Genomic DNA, 21,256 nt, shown 5'->3' with positions numbered 1-21,256 from the left:
ATCGTTTTGCGTAAACTCAAACGGCAAAAGTCGCGCTTCAGCATGACCTCACAAGCTCCGGCTGTTTGAAACGCGCGGGTTGATTACCCGCGTCGTTTATCCGGAAATGCCGCCACGAGTGGATTATGAGGTGACGCCGTTAGGCAAAACCCTGCGTGATACGCTTGATTCACTTGCCTGCTGGATGCAGGCAAATGGATCAAAGCTGAAGGTCTGAAAGCCGTGTCTTATACCAAGGCGGCTCGAGATGCTGACGCATCACGTCTTTAGAAAGTTCGAACGCTACTCGGGCTAACCAAAGCTCCATGAGTCATACTCGTAGAGTTTAGGTATTATGCAGGCTGGTTGGCGGCGCGCATATAGCGAACTGTTGCAAACCACAGCACCACGCCAATGCCGAGCAGCACAGCGGCAATTGCATATTGTTCCGTATCGCGTCCGGTCCAGGGACCGGCAAGGAATGTGCAGCTGATTGCACCCAGTATCGGCAGAATCGTGGGTGTGCGGAAATGCTTGTGATCGACATGGTCGTTGCGCAAAACCAATACTGCGACATTGACCACCGCGAACACACAGAGAAGCAATAATGCGGTCGTACCGCCGAGCGCTGGAACACCACCTGCAAACAGAATAAGGCCAACCGCCAGCAGCGAAGTGAAGATAATCGCGATATGTGGCGTGCGGCGACCCTTATGCACCTTGCCCAACACGTCCGGAACCACGCCTTCACGCGCCATGCCGTAGATAAGGCGGCTTGCCATCATCATGTTGATCAATGCGGAGTTGGCAACGGCAAACATTGTGATCAGAGCAAAGACACCAATCGGGAAGCCCGGTGCGCCAGCCTGAATAACCTTGAGAAGCGGGGTGTCGCCTTCACCAAGTTCGGCGGCGGAAACCAGCGTAATGGCCGAAATGGAAACGAGCACATAGACAATACCCGTAATGGCTAGGCCTGTGAGGAGCACTTTCGGGAAAAGGCGACTTGGTTCTTTGCATTCCTCAGCCATGTTGACGGAGTCTTCAAAGCCGACCATCGCGAAGAAGGCGAGGGTGGTTGCGGCGATAACAGGCCAGAAATAGCCACTGCCTTCAGGCGTTTCGAAAGTCCAGGCGCGCGATACATCGCCCTGGCCGCCAGCAATTGCCCAGAGGCCTATGCCGATAATTATGAGCAGGCCTGTGACTTCAACAACAGTGAGAACGACGTTCATTTTCACGCTCTCGCCAACGCCGCGAAAATTGACGGCCGCAATCAGTGCGATAAAGCCGACAGCAATGAGCGGTATGCCCCACTCACCGAAAGCCAGGCCCAGCGATGCCTCGAAGTTTGCAGCAAAGGCGCGTGAGGCTGTGGACGCGGATGTGATGCCCGAAGACATGACAGCGAAAGCCACAAGAAAGGTAACGAAGTGAACGCCGAAGGCTTTGTGCGTATAGAGTGCTGCGCCTGCCGCACGCGGATATTTGGTGACAAGCTCAAGATAGCTACACGCAGTTAGCAGCGCGACCACGAACGCGATCAGAAAGGGTAGCCACACAACGCCACCGACTTCTGCCGCAACTTCACCGGTCAAGGCATAGATGCCTGTACCCAGCACGTCGCCAATGATGAAAAGTAAAAGAAGACCGGGCCCCATCACCCGTTTCAGTTCAGTTTTTTCTTCGCCCGCATTGTCGATCGGATTTTGCATCGAGTCCTCCTCATTCCGGGCACAAGCAGTTTCAAAGCTGCGCAAAGCCAAGATTTGCCGCAGCAAATGCAAGTATCGTCAATAAAAGCAGTCCAGACATCTTTAATGAACGAATATGCGAAGTGGTTCCGAACATCGGGCATTTCTGGAACGGGTAAAACAGATCACCACTTAATCTCGATCAACATTTTCTAGTTTTCAGACCGCTCAAATCCCGCCGAAAAAATCCCCCTTTGAGGTAGAGCCTACGCCTATTCGTGGAGGCTTTAGCCCGGATTGCTGGAATATTTTCGGTTGGGTCATCGGCTATGATCAGATTCGTAATCTTGGGGCGAAGCAACAGAAGCAGACCATCCGCGTAACACGGATTGGAAGCTTCAGATTTTTGATTTGACGCATCGTGCTTTGCAAAAATCCAAGTTGATTTTAGCCGATGCCTGGCATTCGAAGAGCGGAGGGATCCATGTCATCAGATAATAACCCGCACTCGCCTCGCAATCGCGCGCGACGACACTTTTTAGGCGCTGCCGCAGGAATGGCTGCAAAAGCTGCGGCGCTTGGCGCTTTGGCTTCGTCAATTTCATCACTGCCTGCGCGTGCCATGGGCACGAAATGGTGGGAGAATGGCGGTGGTTCGGGCGCCAATTGCCTTCTCAAAGGCACGCTCATCGATACGCCAAAGGGGCCTGTTCCCGTCGAAAAGCTGGCGATAGGTGATCTTGTCAAAACGGTTCGCGGTGAAACGCTACCGGTTAAATGGATTGGGTGGCAGTGTCTCGTAAGCTCTGGCGCGGAGTGGAATGAGAGCATCATGCCAATCCGCGTCAAGCGTCATGCGCTTGGCGGTAAACTTCCCCGGCGTGATCTTTATCTTTCGCCAAACCATGCCTTGTTGATCGACGGCGTTCTCATCCGCGTAAAAGATCTGGTCAATGGGCATTCGATTGCACGCATTTCAGAAGATGACGCCATCGATTATTACAACATCGTGCTCGACAGCCACGATGTGGTTTTTGCAGAGGGTGTGGCGGTTGAAACCTATCTGATGCGCGACGAAAACTATCTGAGCTTCACGAATTTCGCTGAGTATCAGCAGCTCTATGCTGATGAACCGCGTGTGACCATGACACCTTTCGCGCCGATCATGGGCTATGAAGGCGCACGGGAACACATGCACGCTTTGCTGTGTATGAGCGGCGTGCTGCCCATGCGCGATGTCGTGGAAGAAACCTATCAGAGATTGGCTACACCATCGGCCCAGAAATCAATTTCGATTTTTGGAAAACACGATGCGTAATTCATGAAGTAATAATGCCTGAGTAAGTGTCACTTAGAGTAACAGGGCAATTAAACTTGCGGGCGATACATCCTCTGATGTGTCGCCCGCTTTTTTTTAAATCCGATCCATCAGCGCGTACCATGACAGTGCAAGGAAGAGGAGGGGTGCCCGGAACGTGCGGCCACCCGGAAACGCCGGAATGCGCAACTCTTCAAAGAGCTTGAGCTTGTCGCGCTTGCCGGAAATGCCTTCCGCATAGAGCCTGCCCATATAATTGGCGAGCATGACCCCATGGCCGGAATAGCCACCTGCGGAAATGACACCGGGCATCACTTCACGCACAAATGGCTGGCGCGGCATGGTTATGCCAACGGATCCGCCCCAGGCCTGCGTGATTTCGACCTTGTCGAGTGCGGGATAGATTTCCGCGATCTGTCGGCGGATATGTTCGCTGATGTCGCGCGGATTGTCTGCCGTATAGGCTTCGCGACCACCAAACAGCAGGCGACCATCCTTGGATTTGCGGAAATAGCGAACGACGAAGCGTGAGTCATCAACCGACTCCCCGCCGGGAATGACCGGGCTGTTATCGCCCAAGGGTGCCGTTGCGCCGATGAACGAACGGATCGGCATGACATGGGCAGCGCTGGTAGGCTCCAGATCGCCGCCATGCGCATTGACCGCAAGAAAAGCGTTTTTTGCTGAAATCGTGCCACGCGGGGTTTGAACTTCAACGCGACCGCTTGCGGTCGTTATCTTCGTGGCTTTGGTGTTCTCAAACAGGTGCGCACCGGCAGCTTGTGCTGTCTTCGCCAGACCAACCAGCAATTTCAGCGGGTGAATATGCCCTGTTCCGGCATCATAGACCCCGCCGTGATAGCGGTTTGAACCGAGAAGCGTGGCCATTTCGTTGCGTTCGACATAGCGAATGTGAGGGTAGTTGAAACGCGTAGCCATCAGTTCCGCATGGTCCTGATAGTTTTTGAGATAGCGCGGCTTATGTACGGCCGAAATCTGGCCGGGCATATATTCCATGTCGATATTGTGCTCGCGGGCAAAGCCAAGCAAATAAGTCTTGGCTTCTTCCGCAACGTCAAACAGGGCTTTGGCACGTTCAAAGCCATATTGCTTTTCGAGATCTTCGGCCCAGATACGCTGCCCTGTGCCGAATTGACCGCCATTGCGGCCCGATGCCCCATCACCGAAGCGTGCAGCTTCGATCAGTACGACATCGGCTCCCTGCTTTGCCAGATGATAAGCCGCTGAAAGCCCCGTATAGCCGCCGCCAATAACCACGACATCCGCCTGACGGGCGCCGTCGAGTTCTTCATATTGCGGGCGTTCTGGAACACTCGCTTCGTACCACGAGAATCCGGGCGAGATTGGGCTTTGATAGGGCCGTTGATTAGCCATGCGGAACCGGTCAGACGTTGAGCAGCAGGAACTCACGTTCCCACGGGCTGATGACTTCCATGAAGGTTTCAAATTCGGCACGCTTGATCGCCGCATAGGTTGTGACGAATGAATTACCGAACAGATTGCGTAACTCCTGATCGTTTTCAAACAGTTCTACCGCGTCGATCAGGCCGCGTGGCAGGTCGATTTCCTTGGTGTTGACGCTGGTTGAAGCTGGCTGATCCGCCTCGATCTTATTGACCAGGCCAATCAGTCCGCAGGCAAGCGAAGCAGCAAGCGCCAGATAGGGATTTGCATCAGACGATGGAATGCGGTTTTCAACGCGTCGACCACCTGGCTCAGACCGCGGTACGCGGAATGCAGTCGTGCGGTTGTCGTAGCCCCATTTCACGTTGACAGGAGCCGATGCGGACGGTGTCAGGCGACGATAAGAGTTTACATAGGGAGCGAACATTACGAGCGCGTTCGGCACATGGCGTTGCATACCGCCGATGAAATGGCGGAAGGCTTCGCTTTCACTGCCATCTTCATTGGAGAAAATGTTGCGCCCGGTCTTCTTGTCGACAATCGACTGATGAATATGCATCGCCGAACCCGGCTGGCCCTGAATAGGCTTGGCCATGAAGGTTGCATACATATCATGCTTGAGCGCTGCTTCACGGATCGTGCGCTTGAACAAAAATACCTGATCGGCCAGTTCAACCGGATCGCCATGGCGCAGGTTGATTTCAAGCTGAGCTGCACCTTCTTCGTGGATCAGCGTATCGATCTCAAGGCCTTGGCCTTCAGAGAAATGATAGATGTCGTCGATCAGTTCGTCGAACTCGTTGACGCCAGCAATCGAATAGCCCTGACCGCCGCCAATGGCGCGACCGGACCGGCCGACCGGAGGTGTGAGCGGGTAATCCGGGTCGGGGTTTTTGCGGACCAGATAAAACTCGATTTCGGGTGCCACGACCGGCTTGAGGCCGCGCTTGTTATAAGCAGCGACCACAGAGCGCAGGACATTGCGCGGGGTGAACTCAACGGCGCGTCCATCCTGATAAACCAGATCGCAGATAACCTGCGCCGTCGCGTCGGATTCCCATGGAACGGCGGAGAGCGTGGAAAGGTCTGGTAAGAGTCGCAGATCGCCGTCGTCTTCGGGATATTGGAAGCCGTGTCCGTCTTCCGGATAATCGCCCGAAATCGTGGTCATGAATACCGCCGATGGAAGCGCCAGCGAAGTGTTCGATGTGAACTTCTTCGATGGCATCATCTTGCCGCGGGCAACGCCCGCCTGATCAGGGGTGATGCATTCGATGTCTTCAATGTCTCGCCATGCCAGCCATTCTGTGGCTTGCTTCCAGTTCTTCACGCCGCGAAGCGATTTGACATAAGCAGGCGTACGGCGACGCGGCGCACGCGTAACCTTCTTCTCCGTCGTATCAGCAGACATCCAACACCAAAAAATGATTTCGTATGTCCGCATGATAGCGGGGACATTCGACAATGACAAATGACCTTTGAGCAACAACAACATTAAATATTGTGGCGTATTTTGCGGGCTAGGTTAGCCACGTTGGACGACCGGCACCCTTCGTTAACATCCGCTGTGTCAGCATGTGAGCAGCTCAGTTGCAAACAGGGGCAAAGATGTGGATTGCCACTTTTGCGTAATGTTGGCGCCACGTTTGAGAGAAAAATTCCCGAATGCATTTTTTTGGAGATTTTCTTTATGCAAAGAACGATCAAAGCGGCTTTCGGATTGGCAGGCGGCACCTTGCTTGCGATGCTCGCCCTGCAAGGGCAGGCCTCGGCTGCAGGTCAAAAACTCACCTGCATGATCATCCTCAATGCGAACAGCGGTGAGGTCATCGCCAAAGAGGGCGAGATTTGCGACAAGCGCAACAGCCCGGCATCAACCTTCAAAGTGCCATTGGCGCTGATGGGTTTTGAAAGCGGCATATTAAAAGATAGCCACAACCCGTCCTGGCCTTACAAGGAGGGTTATCCGGCGTGGCGTGAATCCTGGAAACAATCTGTCGATCCGACCTATTGGGAAGACCAGTCGGTAGTCTGGTTCTCACAGGAGCTGACGCGGAAGCTCGGAAAAGAAAAGTTTCAGGAATACACAGACCAGCTCAATTACGGCAATCGTGATCTGCGTGGCGATCCGGGCAAGAATAACGGCATGTTGCGCTCATGGATTTCCTCGTCGCTGACAATATCGCCCAATGAGCAGGCGGATTTTCTGATGAAAATGGTCAATAACAAGCTGCCGTTCTCGGAAGCTGCAATGACCAAAACCATGGCCATTCTGCCCAGCCATAAGCTTTCAAACGGCTGGACAGCTCATGGCAAAACCGGTTCGGCGTTTGAAACAGGTCCCAAGGGCAAGCCGGATCGGCGTCGTCAATTTGGCTGGTATGTCGGATGGGCTGAGAAAGGCGATGAAAAAGTCGTATTTGTGCGCCTGAACCGAAATATGCTGGCGCATAATGCGGGTATGGGGCCGGTGACGCGTGACGAGCAATGGTCGATACTGGAAAAGACACTTAAATAATCTGAATAGCGCGCCATCGAAATATCTTTGACGGCGCGCTATCGTTTTAAAGTCCGAAATGCTCTTTGATGGATGGAGCTGCAATAATCAGTTGGTCCACCAGATTTGGATCGCGTTCACGAATATATAGAAACACCTGATTTCCAGCATCGGTGATCTGCTCGCTTGAAAGGCCGCTTGTGCGGAGATTGGCAGCAGCTTTGAGCAACGCGCTCATCTTTTCGCCAGCAATTGTGTCCATCAAACCTGAAAAAACACCGAGAAAACCGCTGCTTCCCGTGGCGAGCACGTCATGGCTTTCCGCCAGCGGCTTCGCATCGGGTAAAAGCTCGAACACTTTCTCTCCAATTTCCGGTGTGCTGTGTTGCAGCACGGAAAAAACTGATCCGGTCAGTTTTTCGGCAAGCGGCTGATCGATATTGACCCGATTTGCAACGGTGTCGACGAGCGATTGAATGGACATAGTGGCTCCTGATTGCGTCCTGCGACGGTTTTATGGGCCCTGCTTATTGATGGCAATTGTCAAGAACGCATCAAGATTTGATCGAGTTCAGAACTTGCGATGCTTGGCGAAGAAGCGCAAAGACTATAAGCATCGCCCGTAACATTCTGGGATAAGCACTAAAATGATCGTTCGTCCGCGTCCGCCCTTGTGGAAATTATTCTTCATCCTCAAAGGCTCTATTGTCACGCGGATATTGCCACAAATCTTTGCGGTTTTCGTACTGTCGCTCGTCGTGGTCTGGGCGCATCGCGCCTTTCCGGGCTGGGTTCCGGCATTCAACAATGGCACAGCCTTCGCGCTGCTTGGCATTGCGCTTTCGATCTTCTTGGGCTTCCGCAACAATGCTTGCTACGACCGCTGGTGGGAAGCGCGCAAAGTCTGGGGCAAACTTGTGCATGTGGCACGCAGCTTTGCGCGTCAGACAATGGTGCTGGACCAACTGCCGGGTGCGCAAGGCGCGCGTGCGAAGCTTCTTCACTATGTGATTGCATTCACGCAGTCTATGGTGCCGCATCTTCGGCCAGATGATGGACAGGCAAAAGCCCACAAGTGGCTTAATTCTGATGAGCAAGCAGCCTTTACTGCAAGCCGCAACGGACCGGATTTCGTTCTGCGCAAAATTGGTGAGATACTTGCAGAATTGCGCGGAGCAGGGCGCGTTGATGCGATAGATTTCCAGACACTTGATGAAACGGTGAAAAACCTTGCCGAAGTGCAGGCGGCCTGTGAGCGTCTGCGCTTTACGCCGGTGCCGTTTGGCTACACGTTGCTGTTGCACCGCACGGCCTATCTGTTCTGCTTTTTTATTCCCTTTGGTTTTGCAGATATGCTGGGTTGGGGGACGCCTTTTGCGACCACGCTGGTCGCTTACACCTTCTTCGGTCTTGATGCACTGGGCGATGAGCTGGAAGAACCCTTTGGCACGCTGCCTAATGATCTTCCGATCGGCGCGATCGCTGATACGATCGAGATCAATCTGCGCGAGGCATTGGGTGAAACGAATTTGCCAGACCTGCCGCAGCCGAAAGATTACCTGCTCATGTAAAAAAGAACCCGACTGGCAGAGCCAGCCGGGGAGGTCAGTGCGGGCAGTCCAACATGGATGAACTGGTATATCAAGGTCTAATCGACTTTCTTTGGATGAAACGACCGGTATGCGACATTTACGCTCGTCAGTTCCTGTCGCCGCAGCTTCGCCGAAGTAAATAATACAGCGGCGAAGGCAATTGTCGTGAGTGTCATCATGGGTTTCGGGTAACGATAACCGGGATTAGCAGATCCCCCCAGTTGCCTTCGCCGCCATGATGTCGAGCGGAGCGAACCAGCTCAACCGAAACACCGGCCTCGACTGCATTCATAACCGACTGATTGAGGCGGTGCAGGTCATTGGCAAGCATACGGATCGCGCTTTGCTGATCGGTGCTCATCGAGGTTGATTGCTCTTCTGCTCTTTCCTTAACGCGTGCAATCGAAGCCATTGTTATTCTCCTCTCAAGAATTGGGCGTCACTCAGCAGCTGGACGGAACTGTGCTGTTTCGGTGGATTCCTTCATGGCGGTGGTCGAAGACTGGCCGCCGGTGATTGCGAGTGATACGGCATCGAAATAGCCGGTGCCGACTTCGCGCTGGTGTTTGGTTGCGGTGTAACCGTTGGCCTCGGCCGCAAATTCCGCTTGTTGCAGCTCGGAATAGGCTGCCATCTGACGATCCTTGTAGCCGCGTGCCAGTTCGAACATGCCGAAGTTGAGCTGGTGGAAGCCAGCCAGCGTGATGAACTGAAACTTATAGCCCATCGCGCCCAGCTCACGCTGGAACTTGGCAATCGTTGCGTCGTCGAGATTCTTTTTCCAGTTGAATGACGGTGAACAGTTGTAAGCGAGCTTCTTGCCCGGATGCGCCTTGTGCACGGCTTCCGCGAAGCGACGAGCCTGTTCGAGATCGGGCTTGGACGTTTCCATCCAGATCAGATCGCAATAGGGCGCATAGGCAATCGCACGGGCGATGCACGGCTCGATGCCGCTCTTCACCTGATAAAATCCTTCCGCAGTGCGGCCCGCATCATAATCAACGAAAGGCTGATCGCGTTCGTCAATATCCGATGTCAGAAGCTTGGCGGCTTCCGCATCCGTGCGGGCGATAACCAGCGTGGAAGTTCCCATAACGTCAGCAGCCAGGCGTGCCGCATTAAGGTTACGGATATGGGCCGCAGTCGGGATCAAAACTTTGCCGCCCAGATGGCCGCACTTCTTTTCAGATGCCAGCTGGTCTTCATAATGCACACCGGCAGCGCCCGCTTCGATGAAGGCTTTCATGATTTCGAAAGCATTCAGCGGTCCACCGAAGCCTGCTTCCGCATCGGCAACAATTGGCGCAAACCACGTATCGACCGACAGTCCTTTGCCTTCTGCTGTTTCAATCTGGTCGGCACGCTGCAACGTCTTGTTGATGCGCTTGGCGAGTTCAGGTGCGGCATTAGCCGGATAAAGCGACTGATCGGGATACATGGCTGAAGCCGTGTTCGCATCCGCTGCAACCTGCCAACCGGAAAGGTAAATCGCCTTGAGGCCTGCGCGAACCATTTGCATAGCCTGATTGCCGGAAAGCGCGCCAAGTGCGTTGACGAAATCTTCCTCGTGGATGAGCTTCCACAGACGGTTTGCACCCATCTCGGCCAGCGAATACTTGATCTCCACCGAACCGCGCAGCCTTTTCACGTCTTCGGCTGTATGCGCACGCTGGATGCCGTCAAAGCGGCCCTTCGGTGCCGAAGGGATGAGGCTGTAAAAATCTGTCATTTCGGTGTCTCCTCACACTTGGATCAGGTTTTTGAAGAGCAGATTATCGTCGCTCTTTCTGTGACTAGATTTACAATCCCACTGCTTAAGCGGCCAGAAAAAGCAGCAAAAAGGCCAAATAATTGAGGTAATGCTGTCTGAAAATTGACTGGGCTGATCTGTAAATTTGTAAATATTGTCAAAGGTGAAATTTGAAGCTATTTTGTCACGAGTTGTAAAACTCATCATTGCTGGTTTGGGAGGACCTGATGAGCGAACGCAAGATTTTTGCCGGTCCACGCATCAGGCGCATCCGCAACGAGCGCGGTCTGACGCAGACATCCATGGCCGAGGCGCTTGGTATTTCGCCGTCCTATCTCAATCTCATTGAGCGCAATCAGCGTCCGCTTACAGTGCAGCTCTTGTTAAAGCTTGCCAGTGTTTACAAGCTCGATCTCGATAGCCTGCAGGCAGAAAGCGGCACGACTGTTGCGGGCCTGAAGGAAGTGTTTTCCGATCCGCTGCTGACGGGAGAATTGCCGGGCGATCAGGAGCTGGTGGAAATTGGCGAGGCAGCACCCAATGCTGCTAGTGGGATCGTCAAACTTTATCGCGCCTATCGTGAGCAGCAGCAGCGCCTTTCCGATTTGTCGCAGTTGCTTTCGCACGAAGGCAGCGATGCGCAGCTTTCCGCTACGCGGTTGCCGCTCGATGAGGTCCGTGATGTCATGGCGCGGCGGCCCAATCATTATCCGCGTATCGAAGAAGAGGCCGAGAGTTTTTATGGTCTGCTGAAGCCCGATGGCGACCTGTCGGGCGCACTGAAAGAATGGCTGCGACGCGAGCATGGCATTACTGTGCGTACGCTGCCCGTCGCGACCATGCCGAACTGGCGCAGACGTTATGACCGGCATTCGCAGCGACTGTTTATATCGGAGCGATTGTCGCCCTTTGATCAGTTGCAGGAAATTGCCATGGAAGCGGCGCTTATCCGTATGCAGGTGATGATCGGTGCCGAAACGGAAGCGCTGAAACTCTCGTCCAGTGAAGCAAAGCGCATCGCTCGTTTTGAACTGGCGCGTTATGCGGCGCAGGCGTTGATGATGCCCTATCGGCAGTTTCGCGATGCGGCTGTGCGGGCGCGCTACGATGTTGACGTGTTGCGCTCGCGCTTTGGTGTGTCGTTTCAGCAGGCGGCGAACCGGCTCACAACGCTTCAACGACAGGGTAACTCTGCTTTGCCGTTTTTTTTGATGGAAATCGACCATGCGGGCAATCGCTTGCGCATGGCGGGTGCCGAAGGGTTTCCCGTTAGATTTGGAGGGCAATGTCCCAAGCTGCCGGTCTATGCGGCCTTCACACAAGCGGGGCAGGTGTTGGTGGAGCCAGCCGAATTGCCCGATGGTTCCGCTTTTCTGACGGTTGCGCGAACACTTGAAGGACCGCAAGGCGCTTTCAATGAACGTCCGCGGCGCACTGCCATTCTTCTCGGCTGCTCGCTCGATGCAGGTTCTGAGACAATTTATGGTGCGAATAGTGCTCCGCGCGCGGAAATCGGTCCGGCCTGTCGCCTTTGTGAGCGACAGGGCTGTATCACACGGGCCGAGCCGCCGCTTACGCGTCCATTAGGCCTTGATGAAATGGTGGCGGGATTGTCAGCTTTCGACTTCCAGTAGAGCCGGAAGATTTTGGCTCTGACGGTCTGCAAATGGCGCGACATCGCAATTTTTGTGTTCGTCTTGTCATCAGCCGGTTGACGAATGCTGCACAATCTAAAAAACTATGAAGTTGAAACAGTTTACCCACCCTTGAGCTGTACCTGGAATCACGGTGCAGAATGGAGCAAGCGATGAGGATGAAATCCTTTCTTCTGGCGACTACAATGGTTTCTGGCCTTGTAAGCGCCGCCGTATTTCCCGCAAGCGCGCAGGAGCGGGTGGTCAATATCTATAACTGGTCGGATTACATCGACGATTCGATCCTTAAGGATTTCACCAAGGAAACCGGCATCAAGGTCGTTTACGACGTATACGATTCCAACGAAATTCTTGAAACCAAGCTGCTTGCAGGCGGCAGCGGCTACGATCTCGTAGTGCCATCGGGCGAATTCCTTGGCCGTCAGATCCCGGCGGGCGTGTTCCTGAAGCTCGATAAAGACAAGCTCCCGAACCTCAAGAACATGTGGGACGAAATCTCGACCCGTGCCGCGACCTACGATCCGGGCAACGAATATTCCATCAACTACATGTGGGGCACGACCGGCATTGGCTATAACAAGGCCAAGATCAAGGAAGCGCTCGGCACCGACACGATTGACTCGTGGGACGTTCTTTTCGATCCGGAAAAATCGGCAAAGCTTAAAGGCTGCGGCATTTACCTGCTCGATTCAGCCAGTGAAATGCTGCGCCCGGCTCTGAACTATCTCGGACTTGATCCAAATTCCCCATCGCCGGAAGATCTCGAAAAGGCGCAGGAACTTTATCTCAAGATTCGTCCGAATATCCGCAAGTTCCATTCGTCGGAATATATCAATGCGCTGGCTAACGGCGATATCTGCATGGCCGTTGGCTATTCGGGTGATATCTTCCAGGCGCGTGATCGTGCAGAGAAGGCAAAACAGGGCGTAGAGATTGGTTACTCGATCCCGAAGGAGGGCGCGCTGATGTGGTTCGACCAGATGGCGATCCCGGCAGACGCGAAGAATGTGCCTGAAGCGCTTGAGTTCATGAACTATATCATGCGTCCGGAAGTTGCAGCCAAGGCGTCGAACTTCGTGTTCTATGCTAACGGCAACAAGGCATCGCAGGAATTCATCGACAAGGAAATTCTTGATGATCCGGCTATCTATCCAAGCGATGAAGTTCTGAAGAAGCTCTTCGTACCGACGCCTTATGACACCAAGGTGCAGCGCGTTGTTACACGCGCCTGGACCAAGATCGTCACAGGCCAGTAACAGTCGGATAATATGACGGCTATTATTAGCTGACGCGGGTTTGCCCGTTGAAATTTAGAGCGGCTCACTGTTCGTACAGCTGGGCCGCTCTACGTCTTGTAGTAGATCAATGGCAGGCTGTGCCTGTGAATGTCAGGTTCCTGATAAGTCGATAGGGGAACGGAATGGAATCTTTTGGCAGCTTTCGCCGCAAATTCGCACCCTGGAATGATCCGGCGGCGAAGCCTTATATTTCTTTTGAAAATGTGACCAAGATTTTCGGCGATTTTACTGCTGTTGATAATCTGTCGCTGAATGTTTTCAATCGAGAGTTCTTCGCGCTGCTAGGGGCGTCCGGTTGCGGCAAGACCACGCTGATGCGCATGTTGGCTGGTTTTGAAGAACCGACATCTGGTCGTATCACCCTTGATGGTCAGGATATGCGCGGCATTCCTCCCTATAAGCGTCCGGTAAACATGATGTTCCAGTCCTATGCGCTGTTCCCGCATATGACGGTTGAAAACAATATAGCTTTCGGTCTCAAGCAGGACGGCATGGCAAAATCGGAAATCGATGCCCGCGTTGCTGAAATGCTTAAGCTCGTGAAGCTTGAGCAATATGGCAAGCGCAAGCCGCATCAGCTTTCGGGCGGTCAGCGCCAGCGTGTGGCCTTGGCCCGCGCCGTTGCGAAACGTCCAAAAGTGCTGCTGCTCGATGAACCGCTTGGCGCGCTCGACAAGAAGCTGCGCGAAGAAACACAGTTCGAGCTGATGGATTTGCAGGTCAAGCTTGGTCTCACTTTCATGGTCGTCACCCACGATCAGGAAGAAGCCATGACAATGTCCGATCGTATCGCCGTCATGGACAAGGGCCGTATCATGCAGGTGGCAACACCTGCCGAAGTATATGAAGCGCCCGGCTCGAAGTTCGTGGCCGACTTCATCGGCAACGTGAACATCATCGAAGGCGAAGTGGTGAAGGCCGCGAATGGTGAGGCAGAAATAGCCACCGAAAAATTCGGCTTCAATATTCAGACCGAAACTCGCGAGCAGCTGAGCGCTGGCCAGAAGGTCTGGTATGCGGTGCGCCCTGAAAAGACACGCATCACCCGCGAAAAGCCGGAAGAAACCTCCGTCAATGCGGTTGAGGGTGAGCTTTGGGATATTGCCTATTTTGGCGATATGACGGTTTTCCACGTTCGCCTCGACAACGGCCGTACCATCAAGGCTGCAAGCCTGAATGCCGTGCGCAAGACGGAAAACCCGCTGACCTATGATGAGCGCGTATGGGTTTCGTTCGATACCGATGCCGGTCTGGTGCTGACAGCCTGAGGAGGGGAGGCACATGCAAAAGCTCATTGCTTCCATAACCAGTCGCCTCGTGATCGCAGTGCCTTATCTGTGGCTGTTGATCTTCTTTCTGGTTCCATTCTTCATCGTCTTCAAGATTTCGTTGTCCGAAGTCACGATGGCGATCCCGCCTTATCAGCCGGTCATTGATCTGACGCAGGGCTTCAGCCTTGCATGGGAGCGTGTGAAGCAGCTCTCGTTTGATAATTACCTCTGGCTGATGGATGATCCGCTTTACTATATGGCGTATCTCTCCAGCGTGCGGATTGCAGCAATCTCGACGTTCCTGACGTTGCTTGTCGCTTATCCGATGGCCTATGGCATGGCGCGTGCGCCGCAAAGTCTTCGCCCGACATTGTTGATGCTGGTCATTCTGCCGTTCTGGACATCGTTCCTTATCCGCGTTTATGCGTGGATCGGTATCCTCAAGCCTGAAGGCCTGCTTAACCAGTTCCTGATGTGGCTCAATGTCATCGATACGCCGCTTAACATTCTGAACACGGATACGGCCGTCTTTATCGGTATCGTCTATTCCTACCTGCCGTTCATGATCCTGCCGATCTATTCGTCACTCGAAAAGATGGATTATTCGCTGATCGAAGCGGCACAGGATCTGGGTTGCACAGCTTTCTCGGCTTTCTGGAAAATCACGTTTCCGTTGTCACTTGCAGGTGTCGTGGCGGGTTGTTTCCTTGTGTTCATCCCGGCCGTTGGTGAGTTCGTGATCCCTGATCTTCTTGGTGGTTCGCAGACACTGATGATCGGTAAAACAATCTGGAGTGAGTTCTTCTCCAATCGCGACTGGCCGGTTTCTTCGGCGGTGGCAGTGGTTCTGCTGCTCCTGCTTATCGTGCCGATTGTGATTTTCCAGCAAGCGCAGGCGCGCCAGCAGGAGAAGGGGAAATAAGATGCAGAACAACTGGTCCCGTTTTAACATCGCGTCAGTCGCGCTCGGCTTTGCCTTTCTCTACCTGCCGATAGTTCTGCTGGTTATCTACTCGTTCAATGAATCCCGTCTGGTCACTGTCTGGGCGGGCTTCTCGACCAAATGGTATGTGGAACTGTTCCGCAATCAGGCGCTGATGGATGCGGCATGGGTGACGATCCGCGTCGGGCTTTTGTCGGCCACGATTGCAACCGTGCTTGGCACACTGGCAGCCCTGGCATTGACCCGCTACACGCGGTTTCGCGGGCGCATCCTGTTTTCGGGCATGGTTTATGCGCCACTGGTCATGCCGGATGTCATCACCGGTCTTTCGCTGCTGCTTTTGTTTGTGGCGATGAACTTTGATCGTGGTTTCTGGACGGTAACGCTTGCACACATCACCTTCTCGATGTGTTTCGTGGCTGTCGTTGTGCAGTCGCGTCTGGTGAGCTTTGACCATTCACTGGAAGAGGCGGCGATGGATCTTGGCGCGCCACCCGTAACCACATTCATGAAAATCACTTTGCCGGTTATCCTGCCTGCGGTGGTGTCCGGCTGGATGCTGGCCTTCACCCTTTCGCTCGACGATCTGGTGATTGCAAGCTTCACATCGGGTCCGGGTGCAACAACGCTTCCGATGAAGATTTACTCACAGGTGCGGCTCGGTGTGACGCCGGAAATCAATGCGGTTTGTACCATTCTTATCGCCCTGGTGACGACAGGTGTTATCATTGCGTCGGTCGTCAACAAGCGCCGCGAAGTGCAGCGCCGCCGCGATGAGCAGGCGGCATTCCGCATCGGATAATCTGTAAAAAAAAGCGGCGGGGCAGGTTTACTGCCCCGTTCCGCTTCCTGTTGATGATGGGGAGATAAATGGTCGATCCCACGAGCCGCCAACGAAGAAATGAAGCGGCGGCTTCGCTGCCGCGCCCTGAGCGTTTGGATCGCCCTGGGCTGGCTGGCCCTGCTGATTGTCGGCATTCTGCTGGGGCTGGCTGTCAGGGAAAATAACTTCGCCACTCAGCGCCAGACTGCGATCGACAAAAGGCACAATGCCAGCAAGGTTGAGCGTGCCTTCCGACGTTGCCAATGTTGCATTTTCCAGCGATGCCACGCCATCCGAGAGGTTGGCTTTCATATCGAGGCGATTGAAGGCGAGCGAGACATTGTCCTGTCGCTCAAGGGCAAAGAAGCCCTGGCTTTGTGCCTTGGTCAGAAAGTCCTGAACCGAAAAGCCCTGCATCTGGCCATTGTTCAACTGTACCGAGACATTGCCCTGCGCATTGTTGAGCAATCCGGACCAGCGATTGGCCGGTCCCTTCATGAACAACGACACATTGCCTTTGCCATTGATGAAAGGCTTGTCAAAACCGAGCGCCGCAAAGAGCTGCGAGCTATCGATGTCGGAGGCATTAAAGCGCAATTCGCCGCTGGCTGTTTTCAAATCGCGCACAATCTGGAGATTGGCCTGAAGAATGCCATTGAAGGCTTTGGCGTCGCCGATATCGAACATCGCACGGCCGCCTCTGATCTGGACGGCTGCAGCCACACCCGTCATGGAGACAGGCCCGGCAGTTGCCGTCTGTGCTGACAGCCGCAAATCCAACTCGGATCGATTGATGAAGCTTGTATCAATGGTGTCGCGTTCGTTCTGATCACGTTCGCTCGGCGAGCGGGGCTGGCTTACAGGCAGCGGCACAAAGATCGAAAACAGGCGACGCAGGTTCAGTTTCTCAAAAGCGAGTGTTCCGGTGACGGCGGGCGTTTCCTGCTCAAATCCAATCTCGATCACACCTTTGGCCGGGCTTTCATCCGTCGTCATCTCGACATCGGCAAATTTCAAGCGACGCGGTGTGGAGGTGATGGTGGAGTCGAGTGAGAAGGCGCCGATTTCTGTGCTGCCCGCGACAGGTGGCAAGGCAAGCCAGCGCAGCGAATTGCTCAATGAAGGCGTCTTGGCGCTCAACGCGCCTTCAAAGAAGCGATCATTGGAAATATTGGCTTTGCCTTCAAAGGTGATGTTGACCGGGTTGGACGTAAAGCTCGCGGTCACGTCAGAAGTGCCACCTGCGAGCAACGGAAGGGCTTGCGCTGCAGTCAGGCTGAACTGGGTGTTTTCGCCGCGCCATAGCGCACTGCCGCGAAGCGTTGCAGCACTCGATGTGCGTGGCCATTCGAGCGTGGCATTCACCTTGGTGATCTGCTGGTCTTCTTTCGGTTCTTCTTCCGAATCCGGGTGGTTGAACGAGATTGTGCCGTCGCGAACCACAACGCGACCAAAAGGCTGGGAAGCCTGCTGCGTTGCAAGCGTCTTGTCATTGCCACCATTTTGCTGCTGCAAGGCGCGTTGCGCGCGTATCGCTGTGCCCAATCGACCATTCGAACTTGCAATCGCATCCAGCAGCTCAGAAAAATTATCGACCGGACCGCCAATGTTAAAATGCGGCCTTACAATCTGTGTTTCAGAGAATGACAGCCTGCCCATGATAGCATCAAGCGGCGAAAGCTCGATTTCAATGCGGTTGGCGCTCATGAAAGGCTTGGCACCCTGATCGGACAGTTTGCTAAGTGTCACGCCATCGAGCGAAGCCCGAAGAACAGGAAACACGCGCAAGCGCGGTGCTTCACGCAGTTCAACACTATAGCCGGTCCACGCACTGATTTCCTGCGCCACACGAATGCGGATCGCATCGGTTGAGACGATGAAAGGTATGATCGCGAGCAGGGTGGCGACCGCTGCCGCGCCCAGAATGACGAGCGCAATAATAAGGCGCATAAACTTCGGCCAGCGCATCAACCATCCTATCAGTGAGACATATTCCGTAATCTAAACTAGCTCAGCACTGTGGCAAAGCAAAGCCGCCTATGCTGATTCCATCTTATGGTTAAACAATTGTTTCTCAGAAATTAACCCTGATTTTACAGGAGTTTCCAATCTCTAAATTCCGACATTGGATTTTAAGGCCGTATTAACCAGCTAGGCGCGATAAAGAATGCAACACTGAGTAATGATCGAGCCGCTTGTTGTGCTTATCTGTCACTTGCTTTCGTGTCTTTGTCTCTGAGATTTATCGCGCTGGCTTTTGCCGGCGCTTTTTTTGTTTGCAAATGAAAAGCCCTCCGGCTGGAGGGCTTTTATTCATATCTAGAGCATTTCCTATTGAAAATGCTTTATCTTTTCCGAAAGCCGGTTCCCACTTTTCGGGATACGCATAGATTACTCTGCTAGAACGCGTGTGGGTGGGAAAACGATTTCCACCACAGTTCCCTGACCGGGTGTGGAGTCGATGGCAAACTGCGCGCGGTTGGCTTCAACCATCGCCTTGGTCAGCGGAAGTCCAAGTCCCGTGCCTTCGTTGCGCCAGTCTTTCGCGCTTTCGGCCTGACGACGTTGCATGGTGTTGACCTGACGGAACGGCTTCAGTGCCTGTTCGATTTCAGCCTTGGTCATACCGACGCCGGTATCACGCACACGCATCACGACATCGCCATTCAGCTCGTAATTCGTCGACACGATAACCTGTCCGCCGGTTGCGGTGAAGCGTACGGCATTGGAGAGCAAGTTGAGTGCGACCTGCTTGATCGAGCGCGCATCGGCGACGATATCCGGCAGGTTGGACTGGAAGCTGGAACGGATAATGACACGTTCGCGATTGGCTTGCGGCTGCATGAGCGCAATGGCTTCGCCGATAGCGTCATTGAGCGAAACCGCTTCAAACTGCATGTCGAGCGCACCGGCTTCGATCTTTGAAATATCAAGGAGATCGTTGACCAATGCCAGTACATGGTTGCCGGAACGGTTGATGTCACGCAGATAGTCGCGATAACGCTCGTTGCCGATCGGGCCGAATTTTTCATCGGACATCAGTTCCGAGAAACCGATAATTGCATTGAGGGGCGTGCGAATTTCATGGCTGATACGCGCAAGGAATTCCGTTTTTTGACTGGATGCACGTTCGGCTTCGCGACGTGCATTGGTCAGTTCTTCCTCGGTGCGTTTCCACTGTGTAATGTCGCGCAGAACTGCACAATATCCGTTTGTATGCGGTAGCTTGCCCATAGTCATGAACAGCGGAATGAAACCGCCCTGTGCTTCACGACCAATCACCTCGCGTCCATCATTGAGGACACTCAAAACGCCATTACCGGAAAGGCCATGCAGATAATCCATCGCCGCACGCTGGCTTTCGATGGCAAAGAGCATGGAGAAGAACTTGCCTTCCGTATCGTCCTGATCATAGCCAAACAGCGCCGAGGCCGAATGGTTCATCGAGCGAATACGGCCCTCAGGATCAATCAGCACAACACCATCGGTTGCGGTGTCGAGAATGGTCTTGAGCTCTTCGATATGGGCCTGCAGTTCCTGCTTTTCAGAGCGATCCTCAAGGGTCGGTTCTGGTGTACTTTGAACAGGTGCAGTCGCTTCAACCGCGACAGGCATGAGGCTTAGCATCAATGCGCGGCCAGAACGCCAGTTGATCGCATTAAGATGTGCATCGACCGGTTCTTCATGGCCATCGGCATGACGTAGCACCATGCCCTGACGCTTTTCACTGTCGTCGGCTTCGCTGTTGAAAAGCGCATCAACGCCACCAGCCTTGCGAATGTCTTCAATCGCGTCATAACCCGTCAGATCAAGCAGCGCCTGATTGACGTAATGGATATCGCCGCCAGACTGAATAATCACCGGCACAGGCAGATTGGCAAGCAAAGCCGTTTCGTCAGCAAACACCTTTTCTTCAGAAACAGCGGGTGTTGTGGCCTCTGTGGCAGGCTGTTCGCCGGAATTTGTTTGAGCAGGTTCCGAAACCAGCGCGACAGGCGAGGCGCGTTCGGCGGCAGGTTTTATCTGCTCCGCTGCAACCGGCTTCTCATCTGTTGCATCTTGATCCTGACGCGAGTTTGCGAGACCTTGCTTGCGCAAACGATCAGCGATTTCGCGGAATGCATTGCGCTCGGTGGCAGTCAGGCCGCCTTCAGGGCGTTTGTCGGTCTTCGTCTTGTGTTCTTTTTCGTGATCCGCCGCGACTTTTTCGCGAGCCGCAGCGTTGAGAAGCTCAAGCACCTTGTCGGATTCCCGACGACCCGGATTAGGAGTCAGAACCACAGGTGGCTGATATTTGGCTTCTGAAGGATGATCGTCATTCGCAACTTCTTCTGAAAGCGCCAGAACATCATCGTCCGCACCGTCGAGCGGCAGAGCGGTCTGTTGTGCTTCTGGAACCCGCTTCTGCGGAACACCGCCAGCCAGCACAATACCGATGGTTTCAGGGTCTGCTTCTGCATCCTGAGGGTTCACAAGGCCGAAACCACGGAAACCGATAAATTCGCGATCACGCGAGTAAACGGGAAGGGCGGCAAGTTCTACTGGCACGCGGAGATTTGTACCCTCAACCGGCCAAAGCAGCTTTTTACCGGACCAGGTATCGCGCTTTTGCAGCAGAACGGCGATGGCGCCATCTGTGTCGAAGCCAAATACATTGGCAACTTCCGCAAAGCGGCGACCGATAACATCGGCAGCATTAGGCCCGATAATGATGCCCAGTTCTGGCGATAGTTCGGTAAATGAACCGGCCGCATCCGTCTTCCATATGAAGCGGGCTGGTGCACCGTCTCGGTCAAAAGCAAATTCCTTTGGCTTTTGAATCTCTTCGGCCTCGACCGCTGCTTCTTTCACTGCGGGTACGATATTTTGTTCAGCCAAAGGCGCATCGGCGGTCAAAGCCGCCTGTGTTGCTTCGCCGATAATGCAGAGCAAGTGCAAAGCAGGGTTGTCTGAGAGACGCGCCAGCGCACCCGGAACTGAATGCTTTCCCGCACGAATACGCCGCTTGACC

17 protein-coding genes are annotated in these 21,256 nt (G+C 54.0%); 9 read left to right on the top strand and 8 right to left on the bottom strand.

All coding sequences use genetic code 11. The features are described 5' to 3' along the window. The first annotated feature begins 61 nt into the window (after positions 1-61). Positions 62-217, top strand: a complete 156-nt coding sequence (locus tag CEV34_RS24635; protein WP_210199595.1) for a winged helix-turn-helix transcriptional regulator — start codon at positions 62-64, stop codon at positions 215-217. A 115-nt stretch (positions 218-332) separates the two neighbouring features. Here the strand turns inward: CEV34_RS24635 and CEV34_RS24630 are convergent, their stop codons facing one another. Further along, positions 333-1,694, bottom strand: coding sequence for an APC family permease (locus CEV34_RS24630; RefSeq protein ID WP_007879688.1), 1,362 nt, complete (start codon positions 1,692-1,694; stop codon positions 333-335). 463 nt (positions 1,695-2,157) lie between these two features. Between CEV34_RS24630 and CEV34_RS24625 the strand changes: the two genes are divergently transcribed. Then, positions 2,158-2,991, top strand: a complete 834-nt coding sequence (locus CEV34_RS24625; RefSeq protein ID WP_039860895.1) for a Hint domain-containing protein — start codon at positions 2,158-2,160, stop codon at positions 2,989-2,991. A gap of 96 nt (positions 2,992-3,087) precedes the next feature. Here CEV34_RS24625 and CEV34_RS24620 read toward each other — a convergent pair whose 3' ends face one another. Continuing rightward, a complete protein-coding gene (locus CEV34_RS24620) occupies positions 3,088-4,386 on the bottom strand; it encodes an NAD(P)/FAD-dependent oxidoreductase (RefSeq protein ID WP_039860893.1) in 1,299 nt (432 codons plus the stop codon). Positions 4,387-4,396: 10 nt separating this feature from the next. Next, on the bottom strand, positions 4,397-5,827 hold the full coding sequence (locus CEV34_RS24615; protein ID WP_007879682.1) for a glutamine synthetase family protein: 1,431 nt from the start codon (positions 5,825-5,827) through the stop codon (positions 4,397-4,399). Between the two features lie 279 nt (positions 5,828-6,106). Between CEV34_RS24615 and CEV34_RS24610 the strand changes: the two genes are divergently transcribed. After that, positions 6,107-6,934 carry a class D beta-lactamase OXA-919 gene (locus CEV34_RS24610; protein WP_007879679.1) on the top strand — a complete coding sequence of 276 codons (828 nt, stop codon included), beginning with the start codon at positions 6,107-6,109 and terminating at the stop codon, positions 6,932-6,934. 46 nt (positions 6,935-6,980) lie between these two features. On the opposite strand, the gene CEV34_RS24605 is transcribed toward CEV34_RS24610, so the two are convergent. Beyond that, a complete protein-coding gene (locus tag CEV34_RS24605) occupies positions 6,981-7,397 on the bottom strand; it encodes a DUF2267 domain-containing protein (protein WP_079213703.1) in 417 nt (138 codons plus the stop codon). Between the two features lie 163 nt (positions 7,398-7,560). Between CEV34_RS24605 and CEV34_RS24600 the strand changes: the two genes are divergently transcribed. Continuing rightward, complete coding sequence (locus CEV34_RS24600) at positions 7,561-8,484, top strand: bestrophin family protein (RefSeq protein WP_094544732.1); 924 nt, start codon at positions 7,561-7,563, stop codon at positions 8,482-8,484. Between the two features lie 196 nt (positions 8,485-8,680). Here CEV34_RS24600 and CEV34_RS24595 read toward each other — a convergent pair whose 3' ends face one another. Together CEV34_RS24595 and aceA are read right to left on the bottom strand one after the other, a co-directional pair. Continuing rightward, entirely contained in the window at positions 8,681-8,917 is a 237-nt protein-coding gene (locus tag CEV34_RS24595; protein WP_007879671.1) for an SMc00767 family acetate metabolism repressor, read from the bottom strand. Between the two features lie 27 nt (positions 8,918-8,944). Next, on the bottom strand, positions 8,945-10,234 hold the full coding sequence (gene aceA, locus CEV34_RS24590; protein WP_007879668.1) for an isocitrate lyase: 1,290 nt from the start codon (positions 10,232-10,234) through the stop codon (positions 8,945-8,947). Between the two features lie 248 nt (positions 10,235-10,482). Here aceA and CEV34_RS24585 point away from each other — a divergent pair, with 248 nt between their 5' ends. From CEV34_RS24585 to CEV34_RS24565, 5 genes are all read left to right on the top strand, one after another. Then, positions 10,483-11,889 carry a helix-turn-helix domain-containing protein gene (locus tag CEV34_RS24585; RefSeq protein ID WP_094544731.1) on the top strand — a complete coding sequence of 469 codons (1,407 nt, stop codon included), beginning with the start codon at positions 10,483-10,485 and terminating at the stop codon, positions 11,887-11,889. A 173-nt stretch (positions 11,890-12,062) separates the two neighbouring features. Beyond that, a complete protein-coding gene (locus CEV34_RS24580; RefSeq protein ID WP_007879666.1) occupies positions 12,063-13,166 on the top strand; it encodes a polyamine ABC transporter substrate-binding protein in 1,104 nt (367 codons plus the stop codon). 164 nt (positions 13,167-13,330) lie between these two features. Next, positions 13,331-14,476: an ABC transporter ATP-binding protein gene (locus CEV34_RS24575; RefSeq protein ID WP_007879665.1), complete on the top strand. Its 1,146-nt coding sequence runs from the start codon at positions 13,331-13,333 to the stop codon at positions 14,474-14,476. 13 nt (positions 14,477-14,489) lie between these two features. Then, on the top strand, positions 14,490-15,401 hold the full coding sequence (locus CEV34_RS24570; protein WP_064321871.1) for an ABC transporter permease subunit: 912 nt from the start codon (positions 14,490-14,492) through the stop codon (positions 15,399-15,401). A 1-nt stretch (position 15,402) separates the two neighbouring features. Further along, positions 15,403-16,224, top strand: coding sequence for an ABC transporter permease (locus CEV34_RS24565; RefSeq protein ID WP_007879660.1), 822 nt, complete (start codon positions 15,403-15,405; stop codon positions 16,222-16,224). 27 nt (positions 16,225-16,251) lie between these two features. Here CEV34_RS24565 and CEV34_RS24560 read toward each other — a convergent pair whose 3' ends face one another. Continuing rightward, positions 16,252-18,213 carry an AsmA family protein gene (locus CEV34_RS24560; RefSeq protein WP_007879659.1) on the bottom strand — a complete coding sequence of 654 codons (1,962 nt, stop codon included), beginning with the start codon at positions 18,211-18,213 and terminating at the stop codon, positions 16,252-16,254. Positions 18,214-18,636: 423 nt separating this feature from the next. Next, positions 18,637-21,256: PAS domain S-box protein (locus CEV34_RS24555; RefSeq protein ID WP_143853503.1), on the bottom strand; the 2,620-nt coding region annotated here is incomplete at its 5' end.

Source organism: Brucella pseudogrignonensis (assembly GCF_002252525.1).
Lineage (GTDB): Bacteria > Pseudomonadota > Alphaproteobacteria > Rhizobiales > Rhizobiaceae > Brucella > Brucella pseudogrignonensis.
Note: the sequence above shows the minus strand (reverse complement) of the source record. Positions and strands in the feature narration are given on the sequence as shown.

Coding starts and splice junctions, on each gene's coding strand:
- CEV34_RS24630 (WP_007879688.1), bottom strand. CDS start 1,694: ATGCAAAATCCGATCGACAATGCGGGCGAAGAAAAAACTGAACTGAAA.
- CEV34_RS24625 (WP_039860895.1), top strand. CDS start 2,158: ATGTCATCAGATAATAACCCGCACTCGCCTCGCAATCGCGCGCGACGA.
- CEV34_RS24620 (WP_039860893.1), bottom strand. CDS start 4,386: ATGGCTAATCAACGGCCCTATCAAAGCCCAATCTCGCCCGGATTCTCG.
- CEV34_RS24615 (WP_007879682.1), bottom strand. CDS start 5,827: ATGTCTGCTGATACGACGGAGAAGAAGGTTACGCGTGCGCCGCGTCGC.
- CEV34_RS24610 (WP_007879679.1), top strand. CDS start 6,107: ATGCAAAGAACGATCAAAGCGGCTTTCGGATTGGCAGGCGGCACCTTG.
- CEV34_RS24605 (WP_079213703.1), bottom strand. CDS start 7,397: ATGTCCATTCAATCGCTCGTCGACACCGTTGCAAATCGGGTCAATATC.
- CEV34_RS24600 (WP_094544732.1), top strand. CDS start 7,561: ATGATCGTTCGTCCGCGTCCGCCCTTGTGGAAATTATTCTTCATCCTC.
- CEV34_RS24595 (WP_007879671.1), bottom strand. CDS start 8,917: ATGGCTTCGATTGCACGCGTTAAGGAAAGAGCAGAAGAGCAATCAACC.
- aceA (WP_007879668.1), bottom strand. CDS start 10,234: ATGACAGATTTTTACAGCCTCATCCCTTCGGCACCGAAGGGCCGCTTT.
- CEV34_RS24585 (WP_094544731.1), top strand. CDS start 10,483: ATGAGCGAACGCAAGATTTTTGCCGGTCCACGCATCAGGCGCATCCGC.
- CEV34_RS24580 (WP_007879666.1), top strand. CDS start 12,063: ATGAGGATGAAATCCTTTCTTCTGGCGACTACAATGGTTTCTGGCCTT.
- CEV34_RS24575 (WP_007879665.1), top strand. CDS start 13,331: ATGGAATCTTTTGGCAGCTTTCGCCGCAAATTCGCACCCTGGAATGAT.
- CEV34_RS24570 (WP_064321871.1), top strand. CDS start 14,490: ATGCAAAAGCTCATTGCTTCCATAACCAGTCGCCTCGTGATCGCAGTG.
- CEV34_RS24565 (WP_007879660.1), top strand. CDS start 15,403: ATGCAGAACAACTGGTCCCGTTTTAACATCGCGTCAGTCGCGCTCGGC.
- CEV34_RS24560 (WP_007879659.1), bottom strand. CDS start 18,213: ATGCGCTGGCCGAAGTTTATGCGCCTTATTATTGCGCTCGTCATTCTG.